The following is a 19,016-nucleotide window of genomic DNA, read 5'->3' as shown; positions in this document are numbered from 1 at the left end:
TCACTCCGGCGAGAAACGGTTGCCGGTCCAGCGGTAGCGGGCGACCCCGTTGTTCGGCCCGGTCGCCGACATCGTCGCCAGCTGTCCGTCGAGCACGGTCAGCATCGCGCCGGAGTTCTCCAGCTTGAACAGCTGTTTCCCGTTGACGGTGTAGACATAGCCGCCGAGGTACGCGCTGACCGGCACGCCGGTCGCGCCGCTGCTGCCGGTGCCGGGAGCGCCGACCGCGCCGCACGGATACACGTTCACCACGACGTCGACCTCGCCGGTCAGCTCGTGATAGGCGGTGCTGACCGGATACGACCCGGCGATGGGACCGTGCGGACACGGTCGCAGCGCTGCCTTCGTCCTCGCGCTGACCGTGGGGTCCGCGCGCAGCAGGGCGACCGCGTCCACGCTCGGGCCGTGCGGGTTGTTCGCCGGCGCCGGGGCGGCCGCTGCCGGCGGAGCGGGGCCGGCGACGCGCACACCGTCCACACCGGAGCAAGCGGTGAGCGACAGCACCGCAACCGCCGCGACCGCTGTCCTCCGCATGCCTTGCACAGTAGCCATTTTGCCGTCCGCGCGCCGCTCGGGAAGCGCTGTTACCAGACCGATGGGTTTCCTCCGGGCCACCGCAACGCGATTCCCGGCGGCCGGTGATCCGCCGTTCCTACCTTGGCCGGGTACTGGCACGAGAGAGGAGTCCGATGAGGACGGAAACGGTGCGGGACCCGGCGGAGACCCGGGTGCCGAAGGGACGGTTGCTGGGCGTGGACGCGGTGCGCGCGCTGGCGATCGTCGGGGTGTTCATCGAGCATTTCTTCGCCAGCGGCTGGCTGCACGGCGGCCCGCCCGACCAGGCTCCCGGGTTCCTGACGTGGCTGAACATGCAGACGTCGTCGCGGGCGATGAGCCTGTTCGTGCTGCTGTTCGGGTTGTCCGCGGCGTTGATGACCGGCGGCGCGGCCCCGTACGCCGGGAACGAACGGTGGCGCGCCCGCGGCAGGCTCGCGATCCGCGCGGTGGTGCTGTTCGTGCTCAGCCTGGCGATCGACGAGTACGGCATGTCGGTGATCGAGTACTACGCCGTGCTCCTGCTCCTCCTGCTGCCGCTGACCCGGCTGCGCGCGCGGACGTTGTTCGTTCTTTCCGGAATCGCCGTTCCGGCAGTGACGCTATACGCGTTCTGGGTGTTCAATTCCCATTCCGATTGGCTGCGCTCCGAGACCGCGAGCGGCCTAGCGATCTTCGCCCACCCCGAGCAGTGGGGCGAGTTCTTCAAGGGAATGGTGCTGTTCGGCGGCGGTTTCCAGGTCGCGTACGGCCTGCCGCTGGCGTTGGCGGGAATGGCGATCGGCCGCCTCGACCTGCGCGCGCATCAGGTCCGGATCCGCTTGCTGTACACCGGTTTCGTGCTCGCCACCGCGTCGATCCTGGGTTCGTGGATCGCGACCTATCCGCTGGGCGGAGCCGACGCGATCGCGACGACCCCGCCGCCCGGAATGCCGTGGCAGGTGCTCCTGGCGATGCCGACCGACGGTTCGCTCTACGCCACCAGCCCGCTCGGCATCGTGCTCATGATCGGCGTCGCGATGGTGCTGCTCGGCGGCCTGCTGATCGCCTTGGACCGCCCGCTGGGCCGCCGCGCCCTGTGGCCGCTCGCCGCGGCCGGCGGGATGGCTTTCACCTGGTACGCGGCGCATTTCGCGGTGTTGAAGCTGGTGCCGAAGCCGTATTCTTTCGTGTTCCTGGCGACGGTGGTCGCGGTGATGCTGGCCGCCTCCGTGGCGTGGCGGCATTGGCGACGGCGGGGTCCGCTGGAGTGGCTGGTGCACCGGGCGACGTTGCTCGTGCCGTGAGCTTCAGCGTGCGCGGGGTCCGGCGGTTTCGCGGATCCCGCGCAGCACGGTGACGAGGGTGATGACGGCGGCGAGCATGATGTAAAAGGCCGGGGAAAGCTTGTACCCGGTGGCGGCGACGAGCCAAGTCGCGATGTACGGCGCGGTGCCGCCGAACAGCGAAACCGCGATGTTGTACGGAATCGCGATCGCGCCGGAGCGAATGCGCGGCGGGAACAGCTCGGCCATACCCGCGCCCGCGGCTCCGTCGTAAGCCGCGATCAGCAGGCCCAGCACCACCATGCCGACGACGGCGAGCACCGGATTTCCCAGCGACATCAGCAAAAGCGCGGGCCAGGTCAGCACGACGAACCCGACGGTCAGTGAGCGGCCATCGACAGCTCCCGTCGGCGGGTCGCCAGCAAAGTGCACCCGACCGCCGCCGCATAACCGAGGGCGGCCACCGTCAGCGGGACGCTCAGTGACATCGTCGAGCCCGCCGTGAGCAGGGTGCCCAGCACCGCGGTGCCCAGCGCGCCACCGGTCTGCCGCGCCGTGTTCAACACCCCGCTCGCCAGCCCGGTGTGCTCCTCGGGCGGCGTCGACATCGCGACCGACGTCATCGCGGGCATCGCGATCGAGCAGCAGCACAGCACCACGCCGCCGATCAGCACCAGCGGCAGGGAATCGGCCGCGGCCAGCAGGATCGCGCCGAGTCCGGCGAGGCTGAACCCGGTCAGCATCGGGACGCGGGGGCCGAAGCGGGCGGTGAGCCGTCCGCTCGCGGTGGCTCCGATGCCGATCGCGACGGTGAGCGGGAGCGTCAGCATGCCGGTCGCGAACGCGGACTGGTACAGCGGCCCCTGCAGATACAGCGACAGGCACAGCAGGGCGCCGTACAGGCAGAAATTGAAGAGCAGCCCGGCGGTGCTCGCCGCGGAGAACGGGCGGGACGCGAAGATCGCCAGCGGCAGCATCGGATCGCGACGGCGCCGCTCGGCCAGGACGAACGCGATGCCGGTCAGCACCCCGGCGGCGATCAGCGGGAGTGCCCAGCTGGAGCGGCCGACCTGGATCAGCCCGCCGGCGAGCGCGGACAGGGCGACGGTGCCGAGGACGAGTCCGTACGGATCGAGGCGGCGCTCCCTCGGCGGCGATTCGACGACATACTTGCAGGTCAGCACGATGGCGAGGGCGGCGAACGGCACGTTGACCCAGAAAATCGCCCGCCAGTCGGCCAGCGCGATCAGCACGCCGCCCGCCACCGGGCCGGTCGCGAGCCCGATGGCCGCGATGCCGCCCCACAGGCCGAGCGCGTGCGCCCGGGCCCGCGGTTCCGGGAACTGCCGCACGATCAGCGCGAGCGAACACGGCAGCAACGCGGCCGCGCCGACGCCCTGCAGCGTCCGCGCGACGATCAGCACCGGCAGGGTCGGGGCCAGCGAACACAGGGCGGACCCGACGCCGAACACGACGGTCCCCGCCACGCAGACCCGTCGCGCACCGTAACGGTCGCCGAGCGAACCCGCGGTGAGCATGCCCGCGGCCAGCGCGATGGTGTAGCTGGCGATCACCCATTGTTCACCGCCCAGCCCGCCGCCGAGATCGCGCCGGATCGCTTCGACGGCGACGTTCACCACGGTCGCGTCGAGCTGGACGATGAAAAACGGGAGGCACAGCGCGATCAGCGCCAGCCGTTGCCTGCGGGTGGAGGTCGTTGCGGTCACCGGGCAATCGTGCCGCGGGGACCGTTCGGTGCGGGCCGAAGTTTCCGCGTTCGACCGTCTACTTAGGACTCGTGCACCCGGGTGAAGTCCGGCTTGCGGCGTTCGCGGTGCGAGGCGAGGCCTTCGCGGACCTCGGGACCGGCGAAACCGTAGAACTCCAGTGCCAGCGAGGAGTCGAAGATCGCGCCCGCGAGCTGCCGGTACCAGAGGTTGAGGCTCTGCTTGGTCCAGCGGATCGCGTTCGGCGCGCCGTTGGCCAGCTCATGCGCGATCTCCCGCGCGGTCGGGAGCAGCCCGTCCTCTTCTTCGACACAGAGCGACACGAGCCCGATCCGCTCCGCCTCGGCACCGGTCATCGGACGGCAGGTCATCAGGTAGTACTTGGCCTTCGCCATCCCGCACAGCAGCGGCCAGCACACCGCCGCGTGGTCGCCCGCCGCGACGCCGAGCCGCGTGTGGCCGTCGATGATCTTGGCGTTGGCGGCGACCACCGAGATGTCCGACAGCAACCCGGCGACCAGGCCCGCGCCGACGGCCGGGCCGTGGATCGCGGAGACGGTCGGCTTGGAGCAGTCGATGACGTTGTAGACTAGGTCCCGCGCTTCGCGCATGGTGCGCGACCGGGCCTCGAAGTCGTTCGCCAGCTTCTCGACCAGGTCGAATGATCCGCCCGCGGAGAACCCCTTGCCCTCGCCGCGCAGCAGGACGGCCTTCACCGCCGGATCGCGGTCGAACTCGCGCCAGATGTCGGCGAGTTCGCCGTGCGCGGCATCGCTGACCGCGTTGAGGTGCGGCGCGTCCAGGACGAGTTCGATGACGCCGTCCTCGTCCGGCCCGTCGACCCGCAGGTTCTCGAACTGCGCATAGCGGCTCATTCAGCTTCCCTCCGTCGTCCGGAACACCTGCGCCACCATGCCATCGGTGCGGACGCCGCCGCCAGATCAGGCGCCTTCCTCGTCCAGTTCGACGGCGAGGCTGGTGCTCGGGCCGGACGGGCCGAGCAGGTCGAGCGCGACCGAACGGGTGCTGGGGCTGACCCGCAGTTGCGCGGGCTGGCCGCAGAACAGCGGCGCCTGGTTGCGGTGGCTGATCCGGCGGACCCGCGAGGCAGGGGAGTCGAGGCGCAGCACCTCGGCCAGCGCGAGCGACATCAGCGGCCCGTGCACGACCAGGCCGGGATAGCCCTCGACCCGGGTCGCGTACGGCCAGTCGTAGTGGATGCGGTGTGCGTTCGCGGTGGCCGCGGAAAACCGCATCAGCAGCGTCGGATCGGTGACGAATTCCCAGGTTTGCCCGTCGGTCCGGCGAAACGGCGACCCCGCCGGTTCCAATGCGGCGGCGGTTTCCGGCACCGAGGGCGAAGAGGACGGCCCGACTTCGCGGTGGAGCATGTCCTGGCGCTCCTCGACGTACGGCGTTCCGTCCATTCCGGACAGTTCCGTGCGCACCTGGACGATCACCAATTTCCCGGATCGGCCGGATTTTTCGGTGACAGAGTCCACAATGGAGCGTCGGCGCACTGTCTCGCCGACCTTCGGCGTCCGGTGGACGACGACCTCGCCGCCGGCGAACATGCGCCGCGGCAGGTCCACCGGCGGCAGGAAATCGTCGCGCACAGGATGACCGTCGAGGCCGATCCGCGACGACACCGGCCAGCGCGGGAGCGCGACCCAATGCCACAGCGGCGGCAGCTCGTCGCCTTCGCGCGGCGCGGGGAGTCCGTTGTCGAACAGCGCGGCCAACGCGGCGACCGGACCGGGTTCGACGACTTCTTCGGTGGTGCGGTCGTACGGTTCCCAGGCTTCCGGTTCGGACATGGGTTCCTCGGATCCTGTCTCGGGCGGGGCCGTCGGCTGAACACGTTATCAGGAATGCCGCGGGCAACCCGCTCGAACAGCAGGGACGAGGAGGCGTCGAGCAGAAGGGCTTATGTAATACTTTATCCGGAAGACGTTCGCCGGAGGGGGAGGCTGAGGCGATGCCCGACACCACGGGCGCGGGACAGCGCCGCGGCGGCCCGGCGAACCTGAAAGCGCTGGCCGCGCACGAGATCCGGCGACGCGTCTTCTCCGGGCAGCTGCGCGCCGGGGAGAAGATCGACCAGGAGGCGCTGGCGGACGAGCTCGGCATCAGCAAGCTGCCGATCCGGGAAGCGCTGATCACGCTCGACCACGAGGGCGTGGTGGAGCACATCGCCCGGCGAGGCGCGTTCGTGGCGCGGATGACGCGCGACGACATCCGCGACCATTACCGCGTGTTCGGCCTCGTGTCCGGTCTGGCCGCCGAGCGGGCGGCGAAGAACCTGTCGCCGGAAAGCTTGCAGGCCTTGCACGATCTCGCGGACCGGATGGAGTCCGGAGTGGACCGGGCCGAACAGGAACGGCTGAACTTCGAGTTCCACCGCAGGATCAACTACGCCGCCGATTCCCGCCGGCTGGTCTCGATCCTGGGCATCCTGGCGAAAACGGTGTCGCATGGGTTCTACGAGGCGCACGAGGACTGGCCCGGCAAGGCGCACGAAGACCACCGGAAGATCCTCAACGCGCTCAGCGCTCGCTCGGCATCGCGGGCACGGTCCATTGTGGAGAAGCACTTCTCGGACGGCGGCGAGCGCGCGGTCGCTTTGCTGGAACGCCAAGGATTCTGGGACAGCTGACCCCGGGTGTCAGCGTCGCTTGAGCAGCTGTGCCAAGTGGACACCACGCACGCCGGCCAGCTGATCGGCTTGGGTGCGGCAGGAGAAACCGTCGGCGAGGAACACGGCGTCCGGGTTTTCGCGAAGCGCCGGAAGCAGCGCATTCTCCGCGACGGCAACGGAAACGTCGTAGTGGCCGCGTTCCATGCCGAAGTTCCCGGCCAGACCGCAGCATCCGGCGAGAGTGCGCAGTTCCGCGCCGGTCGCCGTGAGCAGGGCTCGGTCGGCCTCGAAGCCCATCACTGAGTGGTGGTGGCAATGCGGCTGCGCGACCACTGTGACGCCGGACAGATCAGGCGCTTGCCAGCCTTCTGTCTTGGCGAGAAGTTCGGCGAGCGTCGTGACCGCGCCGGAAACCGTTGCGGCGTCCGGATCGTCGGGGAACAAGTCGAGCAGATCGGACCGCAGGACGGCGGTGCATGACGGTTCGATGCCGACGATCGGCAGCCCGGCCTGCGCGTACGGGCGCAGCGTGTGCACGAGGTCGCGGAGCTTCCGACGGGCAGTGTCGAGTTGGCCGGTGGTGATCCAGGTCAGCCCGCAACACGGACGCCGCGGCGGGACGAGCACACGGTATCCGGCATCGGCGAGCACCGCCGCGACGGATTCGGCGACCTCGGTGTCCATGCCGTCCGAGAAGGAATCCGCCCACAGCACCACTTCCGGCCCCTGCTCGCGGATCCTGCGCCGGGATCGGGTGAACGAACGACGGGCGAACCGCGGTGCGCGACGTCGCGTGTCCACTCCGGACAGTGCTAACAGGACCTTCTCGACGGGCCGGATCGACATCAGGGCGTTCACGACGAGCGGGCCGAGCACGGGGATTCGGTGCAGCAGGCGGATCCAGTCCGGCAACCGGCCCAGGGTGTAATGCGAGATTGGCCGGAGCCGGTTCCGGTATTTCCGGTGCAGGGCTTCGGATTTGTACTGCGCCAGGTCTACTCCGGCCGGGCAGTCGCTGCTGCATGCCTTGCACGACAGGCAAAGGTCGAGCGATTCGTGCACCGCGTCGTCCGACCATCCGGAGACCAGCGAACCGTTCGCGACCTCCTGCAAGACCCGGGCACGACCGCGCGTGCTGTCCTTTTCGTCGCGAGTGGCGAGATAAGACGGACACATGAAACCGCCGGCCGTCCGGTTGTCCGCACGGCATTTCCCGACTCCGACGCACCGGTGCACGGCGCGGGTGAAGTCGCCGCCGTCGTGCGCGAAGGAGAATCCGCCCGCGACGACCGGGAGCGGATGTGCTTGCGGGCGGCGGAGATCGGCGTCGAGCGGATGGGGCCGGACGACGACGCCCGGGTTGAGCAGATCGCCGGGATCGAAGAGATTCTTGACCGCGCCGAACAGTTCGATCGTTTCGGTCGAGTACATCTGCGGCAGCAGTTCGCCGCGCGCCCGGCCGTCGCCGTGTTCGCCGGAGAACGAGCCGCCGTAGCCGACGACCAGTTTCGCGGCGGCGGTCATGAACGCGCGGAACACCGACGGGTCGCGTTCGAGCGGCAGGCCGAGCCGGACGTGCACGCAGCCGTCGCCGAAGTGGCCGTAGGGGAGTCCTTCGAAGCCGAATTCGTCCAGGAGAGCGTCGAAATCCCGCAGGTACGCGCCGAGCCGTTCGGGCGGGACCGCGGCGTCCTCCCATCCGGGCCACGCCTGCTCGCCGGTCGGGGTCCGGCCAGCGAGCCCGGCTCCGTCCTCGCGGATCCGCCACATCGCGGCGGCGTCGGCACCTTGCGCCAGCACGACGTGGTCGAGCGCCTGGGAGTCTTTGACCAGACGCTCGGCGTTGTGTCGGGCCTCGGCTTCCGTCTCGCCGCCGACCTCGATCATCAGCCAGCCGGCGCCGTCCGGGAGCGCGGGCACGGCGCCGCGGTGGTTGCGCACCAGGTCGACCAGCCGCGCGTCGAGCCCTTCGACAGCCAGCGGCCGGTGCGGGAGCAGCCCGGGCACGACGTCGCCGGCGGTCGCCATGTCCGGGTAGCCGAGCACGACCAGTAGCCGCGCGGGGGAGATGTCGACCAGGTCGACGGTCGCTTCCAGCGTGACCGCCAGGGTGCCTTCGGTGCCGACCAGCGCGCGGGCGAGCGACCGGCCGTTCTCCGGAAGGAGGTGCTCGAGCGAGTAGCCGGACACCTGACGGCTGAACCGGCCGAATTCGGTGCGCAGCAGGCTGAGCCGGGTGTCGATCAGCTCGGTGAGGCCTGGCACCGCGTTCGACGGACCTGCGATGAACCGGCGTCCGGTGCCGTCGACCACGCTGAGTTCGCGAACGTTGTCCGCGGTCCGGCCGTACGCGATCGCGTGCGGGCCGCAGGCGTTGTTGCCGATCATGCCGCCGAGCGTCGCGCGGGCGTGCGTGGACGGGTCGGGTCCGAAGCGCAGTCCGTGCGGCGCGGCGGCGCGCTGGAGGTCGGCGAGGATCACGCCAGGCTGGACGACCGCGGTCCGCGCCCGGGGATCCAAGTCGACAATGCGGTTGAGATGCCGCGAAAAGTCGATCACCACGCCCGGCCCGATCGCGTTGCCCGCGACCGACGTGCCCCCGCCGCGACTGGTCAGCGGAACGCCGTGGCGGCGGGCTATTTCGAGAGTCGCGAGGACGTCGCCGGTGTCCCTCGGCAGCACGACGATCTGCGGGACGACGCGGTAATTGGACGCGTCGGTGGAGTACTCGGCGCGGCGGCGGACGTCGGCGTGGACCTCGCCGCGCACGTGCGCGCGGAGGTCGGCGAGCAGGTCAGTTTCGGTGGGCATCCCAGTGCTGAATTTAGGTGTTTGAAACAGTGTCGTCAATCCGTAGGCTGGCCCGATGACCTCGGGACGGAGGGGACCGCCGCCGGAACTGGCCCGGGTGCGGCGGGTGAGCGTGGTGGACTCGCTGGTCGAGGAGATGACCCGCAAAATCCTCGGCGGCGAATGGCCTCCCGGGACCGTCCTGCCATCGCTGCGTCACTTCGCGGCCTCCGCCGGGGTGTCGATGCTGACCGTCCGGGAAGCAGTCCGGACGCTGCAGGCGCGCGGCTGGGTCGAGACGCGCCAGGGGGTCGGCACGTTCGTGCTGGAACCCGAGAGCAGCAGTTTCGTGCCGTGGCAGCTGGGTGCTTCGGACGCAGCCGAGTACCGCGAGCTGGTCGAAGCCCGGGAGTCGATCGAAGCGACGATCATCGCCCTGGCCGCCCGCCGCCGGACCGCCGCCGAGCTGGCGGTCTTGACGGATCTGGTGGACCGGATGGCGGCGGCGCTGACCGACCGTGACCGTTTCCTGGAAGCGGATGCCGAGTTCCACGTCGCGCTGGCGGAGGCCGCGCACAACCGGATCCTGCTGCGCAGCATGCTCGCGATCCGCGTCCCGCTGCGCCGCCTGATGGCCGACCGGCTCCGCGAAGAACTCGCCGAACACGGCGATCTCACCCGGTCGTGGGAGGACCACCGGGCGATCGCGGAAGGCGTCCGGTCGGGCACGCCGGAGCCAGGACATGCCGCACTGGCACGCATCGCCGCCCGCGCACGGTCCTATGTGGACTCGACGCTGCCGGGTTTGCCTGCGCGCCGTCCGGGTAACCAGACTCGCGACGCCGGGAGGTGATCGAAATGGCCACGCACGTGGACGAAGAACTGTGGACGGAATTCCACCGGGTGGTGAACATGACCTCGCGAGAGCTGGCCGACTGGCTGCGCACCCGGGAGGCGGGCCCGGAAACCGAACCCCTGCCGGACCGCGCGGGCCCCGCGACCGGCCGGAAGGTGCTGTCGATCCTGGGCAAACGCAAGTCGGACGTGAACGACAACGACGTCGAGGTGATGCGCGACGTGGTGGACCGGGTGCACGCCTCGCGCCGCGACGACCTGGAACCCGTAGCGGGGGACGCGGGGTGGCGGCAGGGGTTGATGTCGCTGGGGCACGACCCGGTGAAGCCGGTGCGGAGCTGATCTGGCTCCGCCGCGGACGGCTGCCGGGGTCAGGTGCCGTGACGGTTTCGCTGGCCGGGCTCCGGCGCGCCGCGCGGCGTTCGTCAGCTCGGGCGTCGGCGGCGATCGGCATCGGGGAGCGGTTCCCTCGAGTCGCTGCTTGGTTGACTGCGCTGGGTCTTGAGCTGTTTGGTGTGACTGCGCTCGGTCTTGAAGTGAGGGGCTCCGGCCAGGGAGCGTGTCTGCCCTGCCCGGCGGCCCCGGCCCGCGAAGACCGCTCCGGCATCGGGAAATCCGGCACAGCACGCGTGAGCCCCTGGCCTCGGTGCGCCCCCGGGACGCACCGAGGCCTGGGGTCCTTCCCCTCGGCCGGTGGTTCGTGGTCAGCCGCCTGCCATGGCTCCGATGATGAGGAACGGTTCGGCTCCGGAGAGGACCGGGGCGGGCAGGGCGGTGTCCGGGGCGGTGTTCGACAGGTCTTCCTCGCACGCGAAGAACCGGACGAACGCCCGGCGTTTGCCGGTGGTCGTGTCGCGGACCGTGCCGCGCAGTTGCGGGTACGCGCGTTCCAGTGCGTCCAGCAGGGCGTCTCGCGTCGGCGGGTCTTCTACCGGCAGCTGGATTTCGCCTTCGACCTTCGCCAGGCGGCGCAGGTGCGTGGGCAGCTTGACGCGCACGACGGTGGTCATCGCAGGGTTTGCACCTCGACCGAGCACACCGCGGGCAGGTCGCGCACGATCGGGGTCCAGCTGTCGCCCGCGTTGTTCGACGCGTAGACCTGTCCGCCGGTGGTGCCGAAGTAGATGCCTGCCTCGTCGCAGGTGTCGACGGCCATCGCGTCGCGCAGGATGTTCACGTAGCAGTTCTCCTGTGGCAGGCCCGCGGTGAGCGGTTCCCATTCGTTGCCGCCGGTGCGGCTGCGGTACACGCGCAGCTTGCCCTCCGGCGGGTAGTGCTCGGAATCGCTGTGGATCGGGACCACGTACACCGTTTCCGGTTCGTGCGGGTGCACGGCGATCGGGAAGCCGAAGTCGCTCGGCAGGTTGCCGCTGATCTCCCGCCAGTGTTCGCCCGCGTCGTCCGAGCGCATGACGTCCCAGTGCTTCTGCATGAACAGCACGTCCGGCCGGGACGGGTGCAGGGCGATCCGGTGCACGCAGTGCCCGACCTCGGCGTCCGGGTCCGGGATGCCGTCGGAGTGCAGGCCGCGGTTGATCGGCTGCCAGGTTTCGCCGCTGTCGTCGCTGCGGAACGCGCCCGCGGCGGAGATCGCGGCGAACATCCGCTTCGAGTTCTGCGGGTCGAGGATGATCGTGTGCAGGCACAGCCCGCCCGCGCCCGGCTGCCAGCCCGGGCCGGACGTGTGCTTGCGCAGCCCGGTGAGCTCGCGCCAGCTCTTCCCGCCGTCGGTGCTGCGGTACAGCGCCGCGTCCTGCGCTCCCGCGTACACCGTGTCCGGGTCGGTCAGCGACGGTTCCAGGTGCCAGATCCGCGTGAACTCCCACGGTTTCGGCGTTCCGTCGTACCAGAGGTGGTCGCCCGCCCCGCCCTCGTAGGCGAAGTCGTGGTCGACCTGGTTCCAGGTCTTCCCGCCGTCGTCGGAACGCTGGATCAGCTGACCGAACCACGACGTGGACTGCGACGCGTACAGCCGGTCGGGATCCGCGGGCGAGCCGGCGACGTGGTAGACCTCCCAGCCGCCGAAGTGCGGCCCGTCGACCTCCCAGCGCGTGCGGCCCTCGTCCGAGGTGAGGATGAACGCGCCCTTGCGGGTGCCGACCAATACTCGAACTCCAGGCATGCTTTCTCCCTGACAACGGCCCTGTGACCTGGTTCAACCTAATCTCGCCAGCCGCGCGCCGCCTCTCCATTCTTGCGCTCCCTCCGACGCCAGCGGGGGCAGCGCGACCAGCACCGGAGGCGACCACGCGGGCGCGACGTCGAGCCGGACGTCCTGGCGCAGCGGCACCGGCCCGGCCCGGATCCGCACCGGCCGGGCAGCCGAGCCGACCGCCTGCACGCTCGGCGCGAGCTGCGCGCGCGGATCGGCGGCTGACGGCAGCGCGCACGCCAGCAGCCGGTAGGTGCCAGCGGGCACGTCGACGAGCGTGAACTCCAGATCCGGCCCGAGGAGCGAGCCGCTGACGGGCACACCGCGCGCGGACGACGCGGCGAACAGCCCGACATAGACCGCCGGGGCTCCGTCGAGCGTGGCGACCGCCGCCGGACTCAGCAGCGCGCGGCCGGTGACGGCTCCGCCCGCGCAATCCGGGCCCGCGACCCGCACCGGTTCCGGCGGGTGCTCGGCGAGGAGGCCGGGCAGCTGCCGGAACCGGTGCGGGCTCACCCCGACCGCCGCGGTGAACCGCGTGGTGAACGTGCCCGGCGCGGAGAACCCGACCTCGTGGCAGATGTCGACCACTTTTTCACCGGTGTCCAGCAGCAACTCCTTGGCGAGCTGGAACCGTTGCGCGGCAAGGAATTTCCCCGGCGGCAGGCCGATCTCCCGCTCGAACGCGCGCGCCAGGTGGAACGGGCTGTAGCGGACGTGGTCGGCCACGTCCTCGAGCGTGAGCTGCCGGGTGCGACCGGCAGTCAGGAACCTCGCAGCCTCCAGCACGGCGTCCCGCATGTGCACACCTCCTCGGATGTGCCCGCCATGGTAAATCCGGGGACCGACAATTCCGGGGCGTCCGCCATCGGCGGGACCGAGGACGTGGACAGGTGACGCGGGCGAGCGCGGAACCGTGGGGAATTCGCTGCGGCGACGGGCGGCTTACAGTTCCCCGACAGTGGTCGTCCGGCAAGAAAAGGGAGCCAGCTTTTCGCTGGTCACGCCTACATTGTGAGCCCTAGCTCGGATGTTCAACGGGGACCGGCCGCACAAGCTGCTCACTTCGCCGCCGCGCGATTCGCGTTGAAGCGCGCCTTCTTCTGCCGATTCCCGCACGTGTTCATGTCGCACCATCTGCGGGTGCGGCTCTGGCTGGTGTCGAAGAACGCGGCCTGGCAGGTCGGCGAGGCGCACAAGGCGAGTTTGCCGTCCCGTTCGCCAGAAATGATGCTGATCGCGTCGGCAGCGATCACTCCGAGGGCGTCCTCCACGGCGGTCGCCGGGTTGAGCTGCCAGCGCCGTTTGCCGTCCGGGGTCAGGACCGCCGACGCCTGGCCCTGCGCGCTGCGGGCATTGATGATTTCGACCGCGTCGGCGGGGAGCGGCTCCTGGAGCGCGGCAGCAGTCGCGGCGGCGTGAATCGACTCCCGCAGTTCCCGGGCGAGCTCGAGTTGCTCGTCGGTGCAGGACTCCACGGCGAGGCCGCTCACTGCCAGCCAATCGGCGAGCCGCTGCGGGACGGGAATGCGCTCGACGGACTCGCCGCGGCGCTCGGTCAGGGTCGCCGTGAAGCTGGTCGCGAGCACGGTGCCGAGGCGGAAGTCAGGGAACGCGGCAGGCATGGAACCAGCTTAGCCGGTTGCGCTCGGACGCGGGCGACTGCTAGAACCGTCTAAGCCGGTTCTAACGACCCGAGGAGGACCCATGACCGCTCTGACCAGCGAAGTAGCAACATTCGAAGCCCGGGCGACCGACGCTGACCTCGACGATCTCCGGGCGCGGCTGGCCGCGGCGAGGCTTCCGGAGGCCGAGACGGTGTGCGGTCCCCGCCGCTGGGACCAGGGCGTCCCGCTCGCCGACCTGGTCGATCTCGTGCACTACTGGCGCACCGAGTACGACTGGCGCGCGTTCGAGGAGCGCCTCGACCGGATCGGCCAGTTCCGGACGGTCATCGACGGTCTCGGGATCCACTTCCTGCACCGCCGGTCCCCGCGCGCGGACGCCGTCCCGCTGATCTTGACGCACGGCTGGCCGGGCAGCGTCGCGGAGTTCGTCGACATCGTGGACGACCTGGCGGATCCCGAAGACGCCAGCGCGCCGGCGTTTCACGTCGTGATCCCGTCCTTGCCCGGCTACGGGTACAGCGACAAACCGGCCACGACCGGGTGGGGCACGGAAAAGATCGCGGCCGCGTGGGTGGAATTGATGGACCGGCTCGGATATTGCGAGTTCCTGGCCCACGGCGGCGACTGGGGCGGCAATATCACCACGATTCTCGCCGGCCGGTTCCCGGAACGGGTTCTGGGCGTCCACACGCTGTTCGCGGAAGCCCCGCCCGGACTGCCGACGGACGGCCTGACCGCGGACGAGCGCCGGTGGACCGAGGAAACCCGCCAGTTCTGGCGGCGTCGCGGGGCGTACGCGAAACTGCAGGCGACCGGGCCGCAGACCATCGGGTACTCGCTCGTCGACTCGCCGGTCGGGCTGCTCGCCTGGCTCGTGGACAAATTCGCGGAATGGTCGGACACCGAGGACAGTCCGTTCGAGACGATTTCCCGGGACCGCGTTCTGGACGACGTCACGTTGTATTGGCTGACGCGGTCCGGCGCGTCGGCGGCCCGGATCTACTACGAGAGCCACAATTCGCTGGACCCCGAGCTTCGCGTGGACGTTCCGGCGGCGATCACCATGTACCCCCGCGACACGGAGAAGACCCCGCGTCCTTGGGCGCGGGAGCGGTTCCGGCAGATCGTCCGGTGGCGCGTGCCGGAACGCGGCGGGCATTTCCCGTCGCTGGAAGTGCCGGAGTACTTCGTCCGGGATCTGCGGGAGGGGCTCGCCGCCGTGCTGCGGGGGTGACAAATGGCAGGGGTACGGCCCGGCGCCGGCTGGTGTGGTGAATCAGCGATTCCGATGCGAAGAGGAGAGCTGAATGCGAAAGACCATGCCGATCGCGCTTGCCGTCGCGGTGCTGGCGGGGGTGGTTTCGGCTGCCCCCGCTTCGGCCGGGCCGCGGTGGAGCGCCTGCCCAGGACAACCCGGCCTGCAGTGCTCGACCGTGACCGTTCCGCTGGACTACCGGCATCCGGACGGGCGGACGATCGACCTCGCGGTGTCCCGGCTGCCCGCAGCGAAGCCGGAGAAGCGGCGCGGGGTGCTGCTGGTCAACCCGGGCGGGCCGGGTCTCGCCGGGTCGCGCGTTCCTGCGCTGCTGCCGTTTCCGCAGGCGGTGCGAGACAGCTATGACATCGTCGGCTTCGATCCGCGCGGGATCGGCTCCAGCGCGGGGTTGACCTGCGGCCTGAACGACGCGGACAAGACGCTCGCGGCCAACCCGCCCTATCCGCACAACCCGGCGGACGTGGTGAAGTCGGCCGAGTTGGCGAAGCGGATCGCCAAGCAGTGCACGAGTTCGGAAACTGCCGATCTGTTGCCGTTCATCACCACCGCCAACACGGCGCGGGACATGGACCGGATCCGGGAAGCCTTGGGGGAGGCGAAGATTTCCTATTACGGCGAGTCGTACGGCACCTACCTCGGCGCGGTGTACACGACGCTGTTCCCGGACCGCAGCGACCGGATCGTGCTGGACAGCAGCTTGCCGCCGGAGGGATACGACGTCGCGGCGTTGCGCGCGCAAGGCATGGGTTTCCAGCAGCGGTTCCCCGACTTCGCGAAGTTCGCCGCGAAGCACGACCAGGACTATCACCTGGGCACCACTCCGGCGGCGGTGACGAAGAAGTACTACGAGCTGGCCGACCGGCTGGACCGCAAGCCGGAGTCCGGGTTCGACGGGACGGCGTTCCGCGGCTTCACGTCCGGGGAACTCCGGAACGACGCCAGTTTCCCCGAGCTGGCCACGTATTGGCATCTGCTCGACACGCATCAGCCGCTCCCCGGAGCCGCCGTGAAGGCGACCGGCGATCGCGGCAGCTTCCCCGTCGGGTACCTCGGGGTGATCTGCGGGGATTCGCAATGGCCGACGTCCGTGCGGACCTATCAGCGCAACGTCGAGATCGATCGGGCGCGGTATCCGATGTACGGCGCATACGCCGCCAACATCCGGGCGTGCGCGTACTGGCCCGCGCCGGTGGAGCAGAAGGTGCGGATCACCGGCCAAGGACCGGCCGACGTGCTGATGGTGCAGAACCTGCGCGACCCGGCGACGCCGTTGCCCGGGGCGTTGCGCACGCGCTGGGCGTTCGGCGCCCGGGCCCGGATGGTCACCGCCGACCAGGGCGGACACGTCGCTTACGGGGCGGGCGCGAACAACTGCCTCAACGACACGACGACGGCGTACCTGGTCGGCGGGAACTTCCCGGCGCGGGACCGCTTCTGTCCCGCCGAGCCTTCCCCGGCTACTCGGCGCTGAAGATCGGCGCGAAGAACGCGGCCAGCTCGGCGGTAGCGGTGAGGGGAAGGACGTTCGCGACGTACTGGTCCGGCCGGACCACCACTACCGCACCGCCGGGCGAGATGCCGCGGTCGGCGAAGATGTCTTCGGACGCATAGACCTTCTCGTAGTCGATCAGCGAGGACGGACCGGTGCGGGGCAGGAAGATCTCCGGGACCTCGCCGAGATCGACGTCCTCGTACGGCCGCGGGTAGATCACCTTCACGTCGAACCAGGCGTCGACGTCCAGGTTCTTCGGCGTGTGGGCCACGATCGGGGAGTCCGGGGAATTTCCCAGCCAGTCGGCGAAATCCGCCACCGGAGCGGCGGGTCCGAAGACGTAGACGCGCCACCGGCCGTCGGCCTGGGCGTGATGTCCTAAGTGGACCGTGTTCGCGTCGCAGACTCGCGTGACGGGTGCCGACTTGAACCGTTTGCCGATCGGGAACCCGGTTGCCAATTCTTGGTGTTCCGGTGCGGCGACGAGCACCGAAGGCTGGTAACACGTCATGAAACCGGACGGGAACTCGAAGGTCTTCACGTAGAACTCTTCCAGCTCCGCCGGATCGGCCAGGTCCTCGGGCCGGGCCGCCATGAGGGTCGACCATTCCTTGTCGAAGTCGATGAGGTTTTTCGCGATCAGCTGGCGTTCCGCGGAATAGGTGGCCAGCAGCGAAGCGGGACCGCGGCCGTCGAGTACGTGGCCCAGTTTCCAGCCGATGTTGAACCCGTCCTGCATCGAGACGTTCATGCCCTGCCCGGCTTTCGCGCTGTGCGTGTGGCAGGCGTCGCCGGTGATGAAGACGCGCGGGAGCCGGGTGTCGCCGACGGGAACGTCGTCGAATTTGTCGGTGAGGCGATGGCCGACCTCGTACACGCTGTGCCAGGCCACGTTCTTGACGTCCACAGTGTACGGACTCATGATCGCGTTGGCGCGCGCGATGATCTGGTCGATCGTCGTCTTCCGCACGGCGCCGTGGTCGTCCTCGGACACCTCGCCCAGATCGACATACATCCGGAACAATGTGCCGCCCTCGCGCGGGATCAGCAGGATATTGCCGCCGTCGTGGGACTGGATGGCGCATTTCGTGCGGATGTCCGGGAAATCGGTGACGGCGAGGACGTCCATCACGCCCCACGCGTGCAGCGCTTGGTCGCCGACGAGTTGCCGGCCGATCGATTCGCGCACCGCGCTGCGGGCGCCGTCGCAGCCGACCACGTATTTGGCCCGGACCACGCGATCCTCGCCGGTGCGCGGGCCGGCGGTGTGCCGCAGCGTGACGGTAACCGGGTATTCGTCGCCCTCGGTAATGGTGAGCGACTGGAATTCCAGGCCGAAATCGGGCGTCATCCGGCTCGGCGAATGGGCCATGTACTCGGCGAAATAGTCCTGCACCCGGGCCTGGTTGACGATGAGATGCGGGAATTCGCTGATCCCGGTGGGGTCGTCGGGCACGCGCGACGAGCGGACGATGCGCTTCGGATCGGCGGGATCGGGCTTCCAGAACGACATCGTGGTGATCCGGTACGCCTCCTCGACGATCCGATTCGCGAAACCGAAGGCCTGGAACGTCTCGACGCTGCGCGCCTGGATCCCGTCCGCTTGCCCGACCTCGAGCCGTCCGCCGCGGCGTTCGACGATGCGCGTGGTGACGTGCGGGAACCGGGACAGTTGCGCGGCGGTGATCATGCCCGCGGGGCCGGTGCCCACGATCAGCACGTCGACCTCGTCCGGCAGTTCCGCGGGCCGGTCGATTCCGGTTCCGGCGGCGGGCAGGACGCGCGGTTCGCCGGAAACGTAGCCGTGGTGGTGGAACTGCATGGATTTCCTCACCTCACTGTGAGCACCAGAGGGGACCGTGTTCGATAATAGAACTCGCTGTTCAATTATTGAGTACAACGATGCTAGGGTGGGCCGCGCCGGTGCACAAGACCCCGCGGGGAAGGACCGAGTCGTGACGGAAGCCAAGCAAGCGGCCGGGTCGCAGACGTTGTCGCGCGGGCTCACCGCGCTCGAAGTGCTCGCCGAGGCCGACGCGCCGCTGTCGATCGGCGAGCTGGCCTCGCGGCTCGGGCTGCACCGGTCGATCACCTACCGCATCGTGCGCACGCTCGAGGACCACGGACTGGTCGTGCGCGGCGCGAACGGCGAACTGGAGCTGGGGGCGCGGCTGGCGGCGTTGGCGCGCAACGTTTCCCGCGATCTTCAGTCGACCGCGCTGCCCGAGCTGACCGTGCTCGCGAACGAACTCGGCATGACGGCGTTCCTCGCGACGCTCGACGGCGAGGATTCCGTGGTCACGCTGGCCAGCGTCGAACCGCGGCAGGCGACCGCAGCGGTGGCGCAGCGCCCGGGCAGCCGGCATCCGATCACCGACGGCGCGCCGGGTCGCGCGATCCTGCAGCAGCTGCGCGGGGGGACAGCGCCGTACGAGACCAGTCATGACGAGGTGATCTCCGGGCTGTCGTCGATCGCGGTGCCGCTCGCGGTGCCCGGGCAGCATCCGGCCGCGCTCGCGGTGGTGTACCTGACCGGTCCGGCGGACATCGACGCGATCGGGGAGCGGCTGGCACGGGCGGCGCGGGTGATCCGGGCCGAACTGCATCCGTAACTCGCAATGGACGCGGTGGACAGGGG

Annotated in this window: 18 protein-coding genes; 7 read left to right on the top strand and 11 right to left on the bottom strand. The window is 69.7% G+C overall.

All coding sequences use genetic code 11. The annotated features are described in order from the left end of the window. A complete protein-coding gene (locus WA670_RS23895; RefSeq protein ID WP_275291776.1) occupies nt 1-534 on the bottom strand; it encodes a hypothetical protein in 534 nt (177 codons plus the stop codon). 155 nt (nt 535-689) lie between these two features. Here WA670_RS23895 and WA670_RS23890 point away from each other — a divergent pair, with 155 nt between their 5' ends. Beyond that, nucleotides 690-1,841 (top strand): DUF418 domain-containing protein, encoded by a 1,152-nt coding sequence (locus tag WA670_RS23890; protein ID WP_336158913.1) that lies wholly within the window; start codon nt 690-692, stop codon nt 1,839-1,841. A 3-nt stretch (nt 1,842-1,844) separates the two neighbouring features. Here WA670_RS23890 and WA670_RS23885 read toward each other — a convergent pair whose 3' ends face one another. From WA670_RS23885 to WA670_RS23870, 4 genes are all read right to left on the bottom strand, one after another. Continuing rightward, nucleotides 1,845-2,186: a hypothetical protein gene (locus WA670_RS23885; RefSeq protein ID WP_238607094.1), complete on the bottom strand. Its 342-nt coding sequence runs from the start codon at nt 2,184-2,186 to the stop codon at nt 1,845-1,847. A gap of 14 nt (nt 2,187-2,200) precedes the next feature. After that, nucleotides 2,201-3,547: an MFS transporter gene (locus tag WA670_RS23880; RefSeq protein ID WP_336158912.1), complete on the bottom strand. Its 1,347-nt coding sequence runs from the start codon at nt 3,545-3,547 to the stop codon at nt 2,201-2,203. 62 nt (nt 3,548-3,609) lie between these two features. Further along, entirely contained in the window at nt 3,610-4,422 is an 813-nt protein-coding gene (locus WA670_RS23875; RefSeq protein ID WP_134666631.1) for an enoyl-CoA hydratase/isomerase family protein, read from the bottom strand. 66 nt (nt 4,423-4,488) lie between these two features. Continuing rightward, nucleotides 4,489-5,364 carry an FAS1-like dehydratase domain-containing protein gene (locus tag WA670_RS23870; RefSeq protein ID WP_134666633.1) on the bottom strand — a complete coding sequence of 292 codons (876 nt, stop codon included), beginning with the start codon at nt 5,362-5,364 and terminating at the stop codon, nt 4,489-4,491. Nucleotides 5,365-5,525: 161 nt separating this feature from the next. Between WA670_RS23870 and WA670_RS23865 the strand changes: the two genes are divergently transcribed. Next, entirely contained in the window at nt 5,526-6,203 is a 678-nt protein-coding gene (locus tag WA670_RS23865) for a GntR family transcriptional regulator (RefSeq protein WP_037819734.1), read from the top strand. A gap of 9 nt (nt 6,204-6,212) precedes the next feature. Here WA670_RS23865 and WA670_RS23860 read toward each other — a convergent pair whose 3' ends face one another. After that, nucleotides 6,213-8,996 carry an FAD-binding and (Fe-S)-binding domain-containing protein gene (locus WA670_RS23860; protein WP_336158911.1) on the bottom strand — a complete coding sequence of 928 codons (2,784 nt, stop codon included), beginning with the start codon at nt 8,994-8,996 and terminating at the stop codon, nt 6,213-6,215. A 55-nt stretch (nt 8,997-9,051) separates the two neighbouring features. Between WA670_RS23860 and WA670_RS23855 the strand changes: the two genes are divergently transcribed. Continuing rightward, nucleotides 9,052-9,828, top strand: coding sequence for a FadR/GntR family transcriptional regulator (locus WA670_RS23855; RefSeq protein WP_336158910.1), 777 nt, complete (start codon nt 9,052-9,054; stop codon nt 9,826-9,828). Between the two features lie 5 nt (nt 9,829-9,833). Then, on the top strand, nt 9,834-10,172 hold the full coding sequence (locus WA670_RS23850) for a DUF3140 domain-containing protein (RefSeq protein ID WP_037819851.1): 339 nt from the start codon (nt 9,834-9,836) through the stop codon (nt 10,170-10,172). A 362-nt stretch (nt 10,173-10,534) separates the two neighbouring features. Here the strand turns inward: WA670_RS23850 and WA670_RS23845 are convergent, their stop codons facing one another. The 4 genes from WA670_RS23845 to WA670_RS23830 form a co-directional block, all read right to left on the bottom strand. Next, nucleotides 10,535-10,840 carry a MoaD/ThiS family protein gene (locus WA670_RS23845; protein ID WP_037819729.1) on the bottom strand — a complete coding sequence of 102 codons (306 nt, stop codon included), beginning with the start codon at nt 10,838-10,840 and terminating at the stop codon, nt 10,535-10,537. After that, nucleotides 10,837-11,952, bottom strand: coding sequence for a WD40/YVTN/BNR-like repeat-containing protein (locus WA670_RS23840; protein ID WP_336158908.1), 1,116 nt, complete (start codon nt 11,950-11,952; stop codon nt 10,837-10,839). The genes WA670_RS23845 and WA670_RS23840 overlap by 4 nt, the downstream gene beginning before the upstream one ends. A 33-nt stretch (nt 11,953-11,985) precedes the next feature. After that, complete coding sequence (locus tag WA670_RS23835; protein ID WP_336158907.1) at nt 11,986-12,783, bottom strand: helix-turn-helix transcriptional regulator; 798 nt, start codon at nt 12,781-12,783, stop codon at nt 11,986-11,988. Between the two features lie 260 nt (nt 12,784-13,043). Beyond that, nucleotides 13,044-13,607, bottom strand: a complete 564-nt coding sequence (locus WA670_RS23830) for a CGNR zinc finger domain-containing protein (protein WP_336158904.1) — start codon at nt 13,605-13,607, stop codon at nt 13,044-13,046. A gap of 82 nt (nt 13,608-13,689) precedes the next feature. On the opposite strand from WA670_RS23830, the gene WA670_RS23825 reads away from it, so the two are divergent. Then, the gene (locus WA670_RS23825) at nt 13,690-14,844 is read left to right on the top strand and encodes an epoxide hydrolase family protein (protein ID WP_336158903.1); all 1,155 of its coding nucleotides are present in this window, start codon (nt 13,690-13,692) and stop codon (nt 14,842-14,844) included. Between the two features lie 73 nt (nt 14,845-14,917). Further along, complete coding sequence (locus WA670_RS23820) at nt 14,918-16,357, top strand: alpha/beta hydrolase (protein WP_336158902.1); 1,440 nt, start codon at nt 14,918-14,920, stop codon at nt 16,355-16,357. Here the strand turns inward: WA670_RS23820 and WA670_RS23815 are convergent. Beyond that, nucleotides 16,344-18,200, bottom strand: coding sequence for an FAD-binding monooxygenase (locus WA670_RS23815; RefSeq protein WP_336158901.1), 1,857 nt, complete (start codon nt 18,198-18,200; stop codon nt 16,344-16,346). The genes WA670_RS23820 and WA670_RS23815 overlap by 14 nt on opposite strands. Before the next feature lie 133 nt (nt 18,201-18,333). Here WA670_RS23815 and WA670_RS23810 point away from each other — a divergent pair, with 133 nt between their 5' ends. Next, nucleotides 18,334-18,990 carry an IclR family transcriptional regulator gene (locus WA670_RS23810; RefSeq protein WP_336158900.1) on the top strand — a complete coding sequence of 219 codons (657 nt, stop codon included), beginning with the start codon at nt 18,334-18,336 and terminating at the stop codon, nt 18,988-18,990. The last annotated feature ends 26 nt before the right edge of the window (nt 18,991-19,016 follow it).

The organism is Amycolatopsis sp. VC5-11 (genome assembly GCF_037034185.1).
Classification (GTDB): domain Bacteria; phylum Actinomycetota; class Actinomycetes; order Mycobacteriales; family Pseudonocardiaceae; genus Amycolatopsis; species Amycolatopsis nivea.
This window is presented reverse-complemented; position numbering and strand designations above follow the sequence as displayed.

Bases quoted from the DNA above. Each gene is read 5' to 3' on its own strand.
- WA670_RS23895 (WP_275291776.1), bottom strand. From the start codon at position 534: ATGCGGAGGACAGCGGTCGCGGCGGTTGCGGTGCTGTCGCTCACCGCT.
- WA670_RS23890 (WP_336158913.1), top strand. From the start codon at position 690: ATGAGGACGGAAACGGTGCGGGACCCGGCGGAGACCCGGGTGCCGAAG.
- WA670_RS23875 (WP_134666631.1), bottom strand. From the start codon at position 4,422: ATGAGCCGCTATGCGCAGTTCGAGAACCTGCGGGTCGACGGGCCGGAC.
- WA670_RS23870 (WP_134666633.1), bottom strand. From the start codon at position 5,364: ATGTCCGAACCGGAAGCCTGGGAACCGTACGACCGCACCACCGAAGAA.
- WA670_RS23865 (WP_037819734.1), top strand. From the start codon at position 5,526: ATGCCCGACACCACGGGCGCGGGACAGCGCCGCGGCGGCCCGGCGAAC.
- WA670_RS23860 (WP_336158911.1), bottom strand. From the start codon at position 8,996: ATGCCCACCGAAACTGACCTGCTCGCCGACCTCCGCGCGCACGTGCGC.
- WA670_RS23855 (WP_336158910.1), top strand. From the start codon at position 9,052: ATGACCTCGGGACGGAGGGGACCGCCGCCGGAACTGGCCCGGGTGCGG.
- WA670_RS23850 (WP_037819851.1), top strand. From the start codon at position 9,834: ATGGCCACGCACGTGGACGAAGAACTGTGGACGGAATTCCACCGGGTG.
- WA670_RS23845 (WP_037819729.1), bottom strand. From the start codon at position 10,840: ATGACCACCGTCGTGCGCGTCAAGCTGCCCACGCACCTGCGCCGCCTG.
- WA670_RS23840 (WP_336158908.1), bottom strand. From the start codon at position 11,952: ATGCCTGGAGTTCGAGTATTGGTCGGCACCCGCAAGGGCGCGTTCATC.
- WA670_RS23835 (WP_336158907.1), bottom strand. From the start codon at position 12,783: ATGCGGGACGCCGTGCTGGAGGCTGCGAGGTTCCTGACTGCCGGTCGC.
- WA670_RS23830 (WP_336158904.1), bottom strand. From the start codon at position 13,607: ATGCCTGCCGCGTTCCCTGACTTCCGCCTCGGCACCGTGCTCGCGACC.
- WA670_RS23825 (WP_336158903.1), top strand. From the start codon at position 13,690: ATGACCGCTCTGACCAGCGAAGTAGCAACATTCGAAGCCCGGGCGACC.
- WA670_RS23820 (WP_336158902.1), top strand. From the start codon at position 14,918: ATGCGAAAGACCATGCCGATCGCGCTTGCCGTCGCGGTGCTGGCGGGG.
- WA670_RS23815 (WP_336158901.1), bottom strand. From the start codon at position 18,200: ATGCAGTTCCACCACCACGGCTACGTTTCCGGCGAACCGCGCGTCCTG.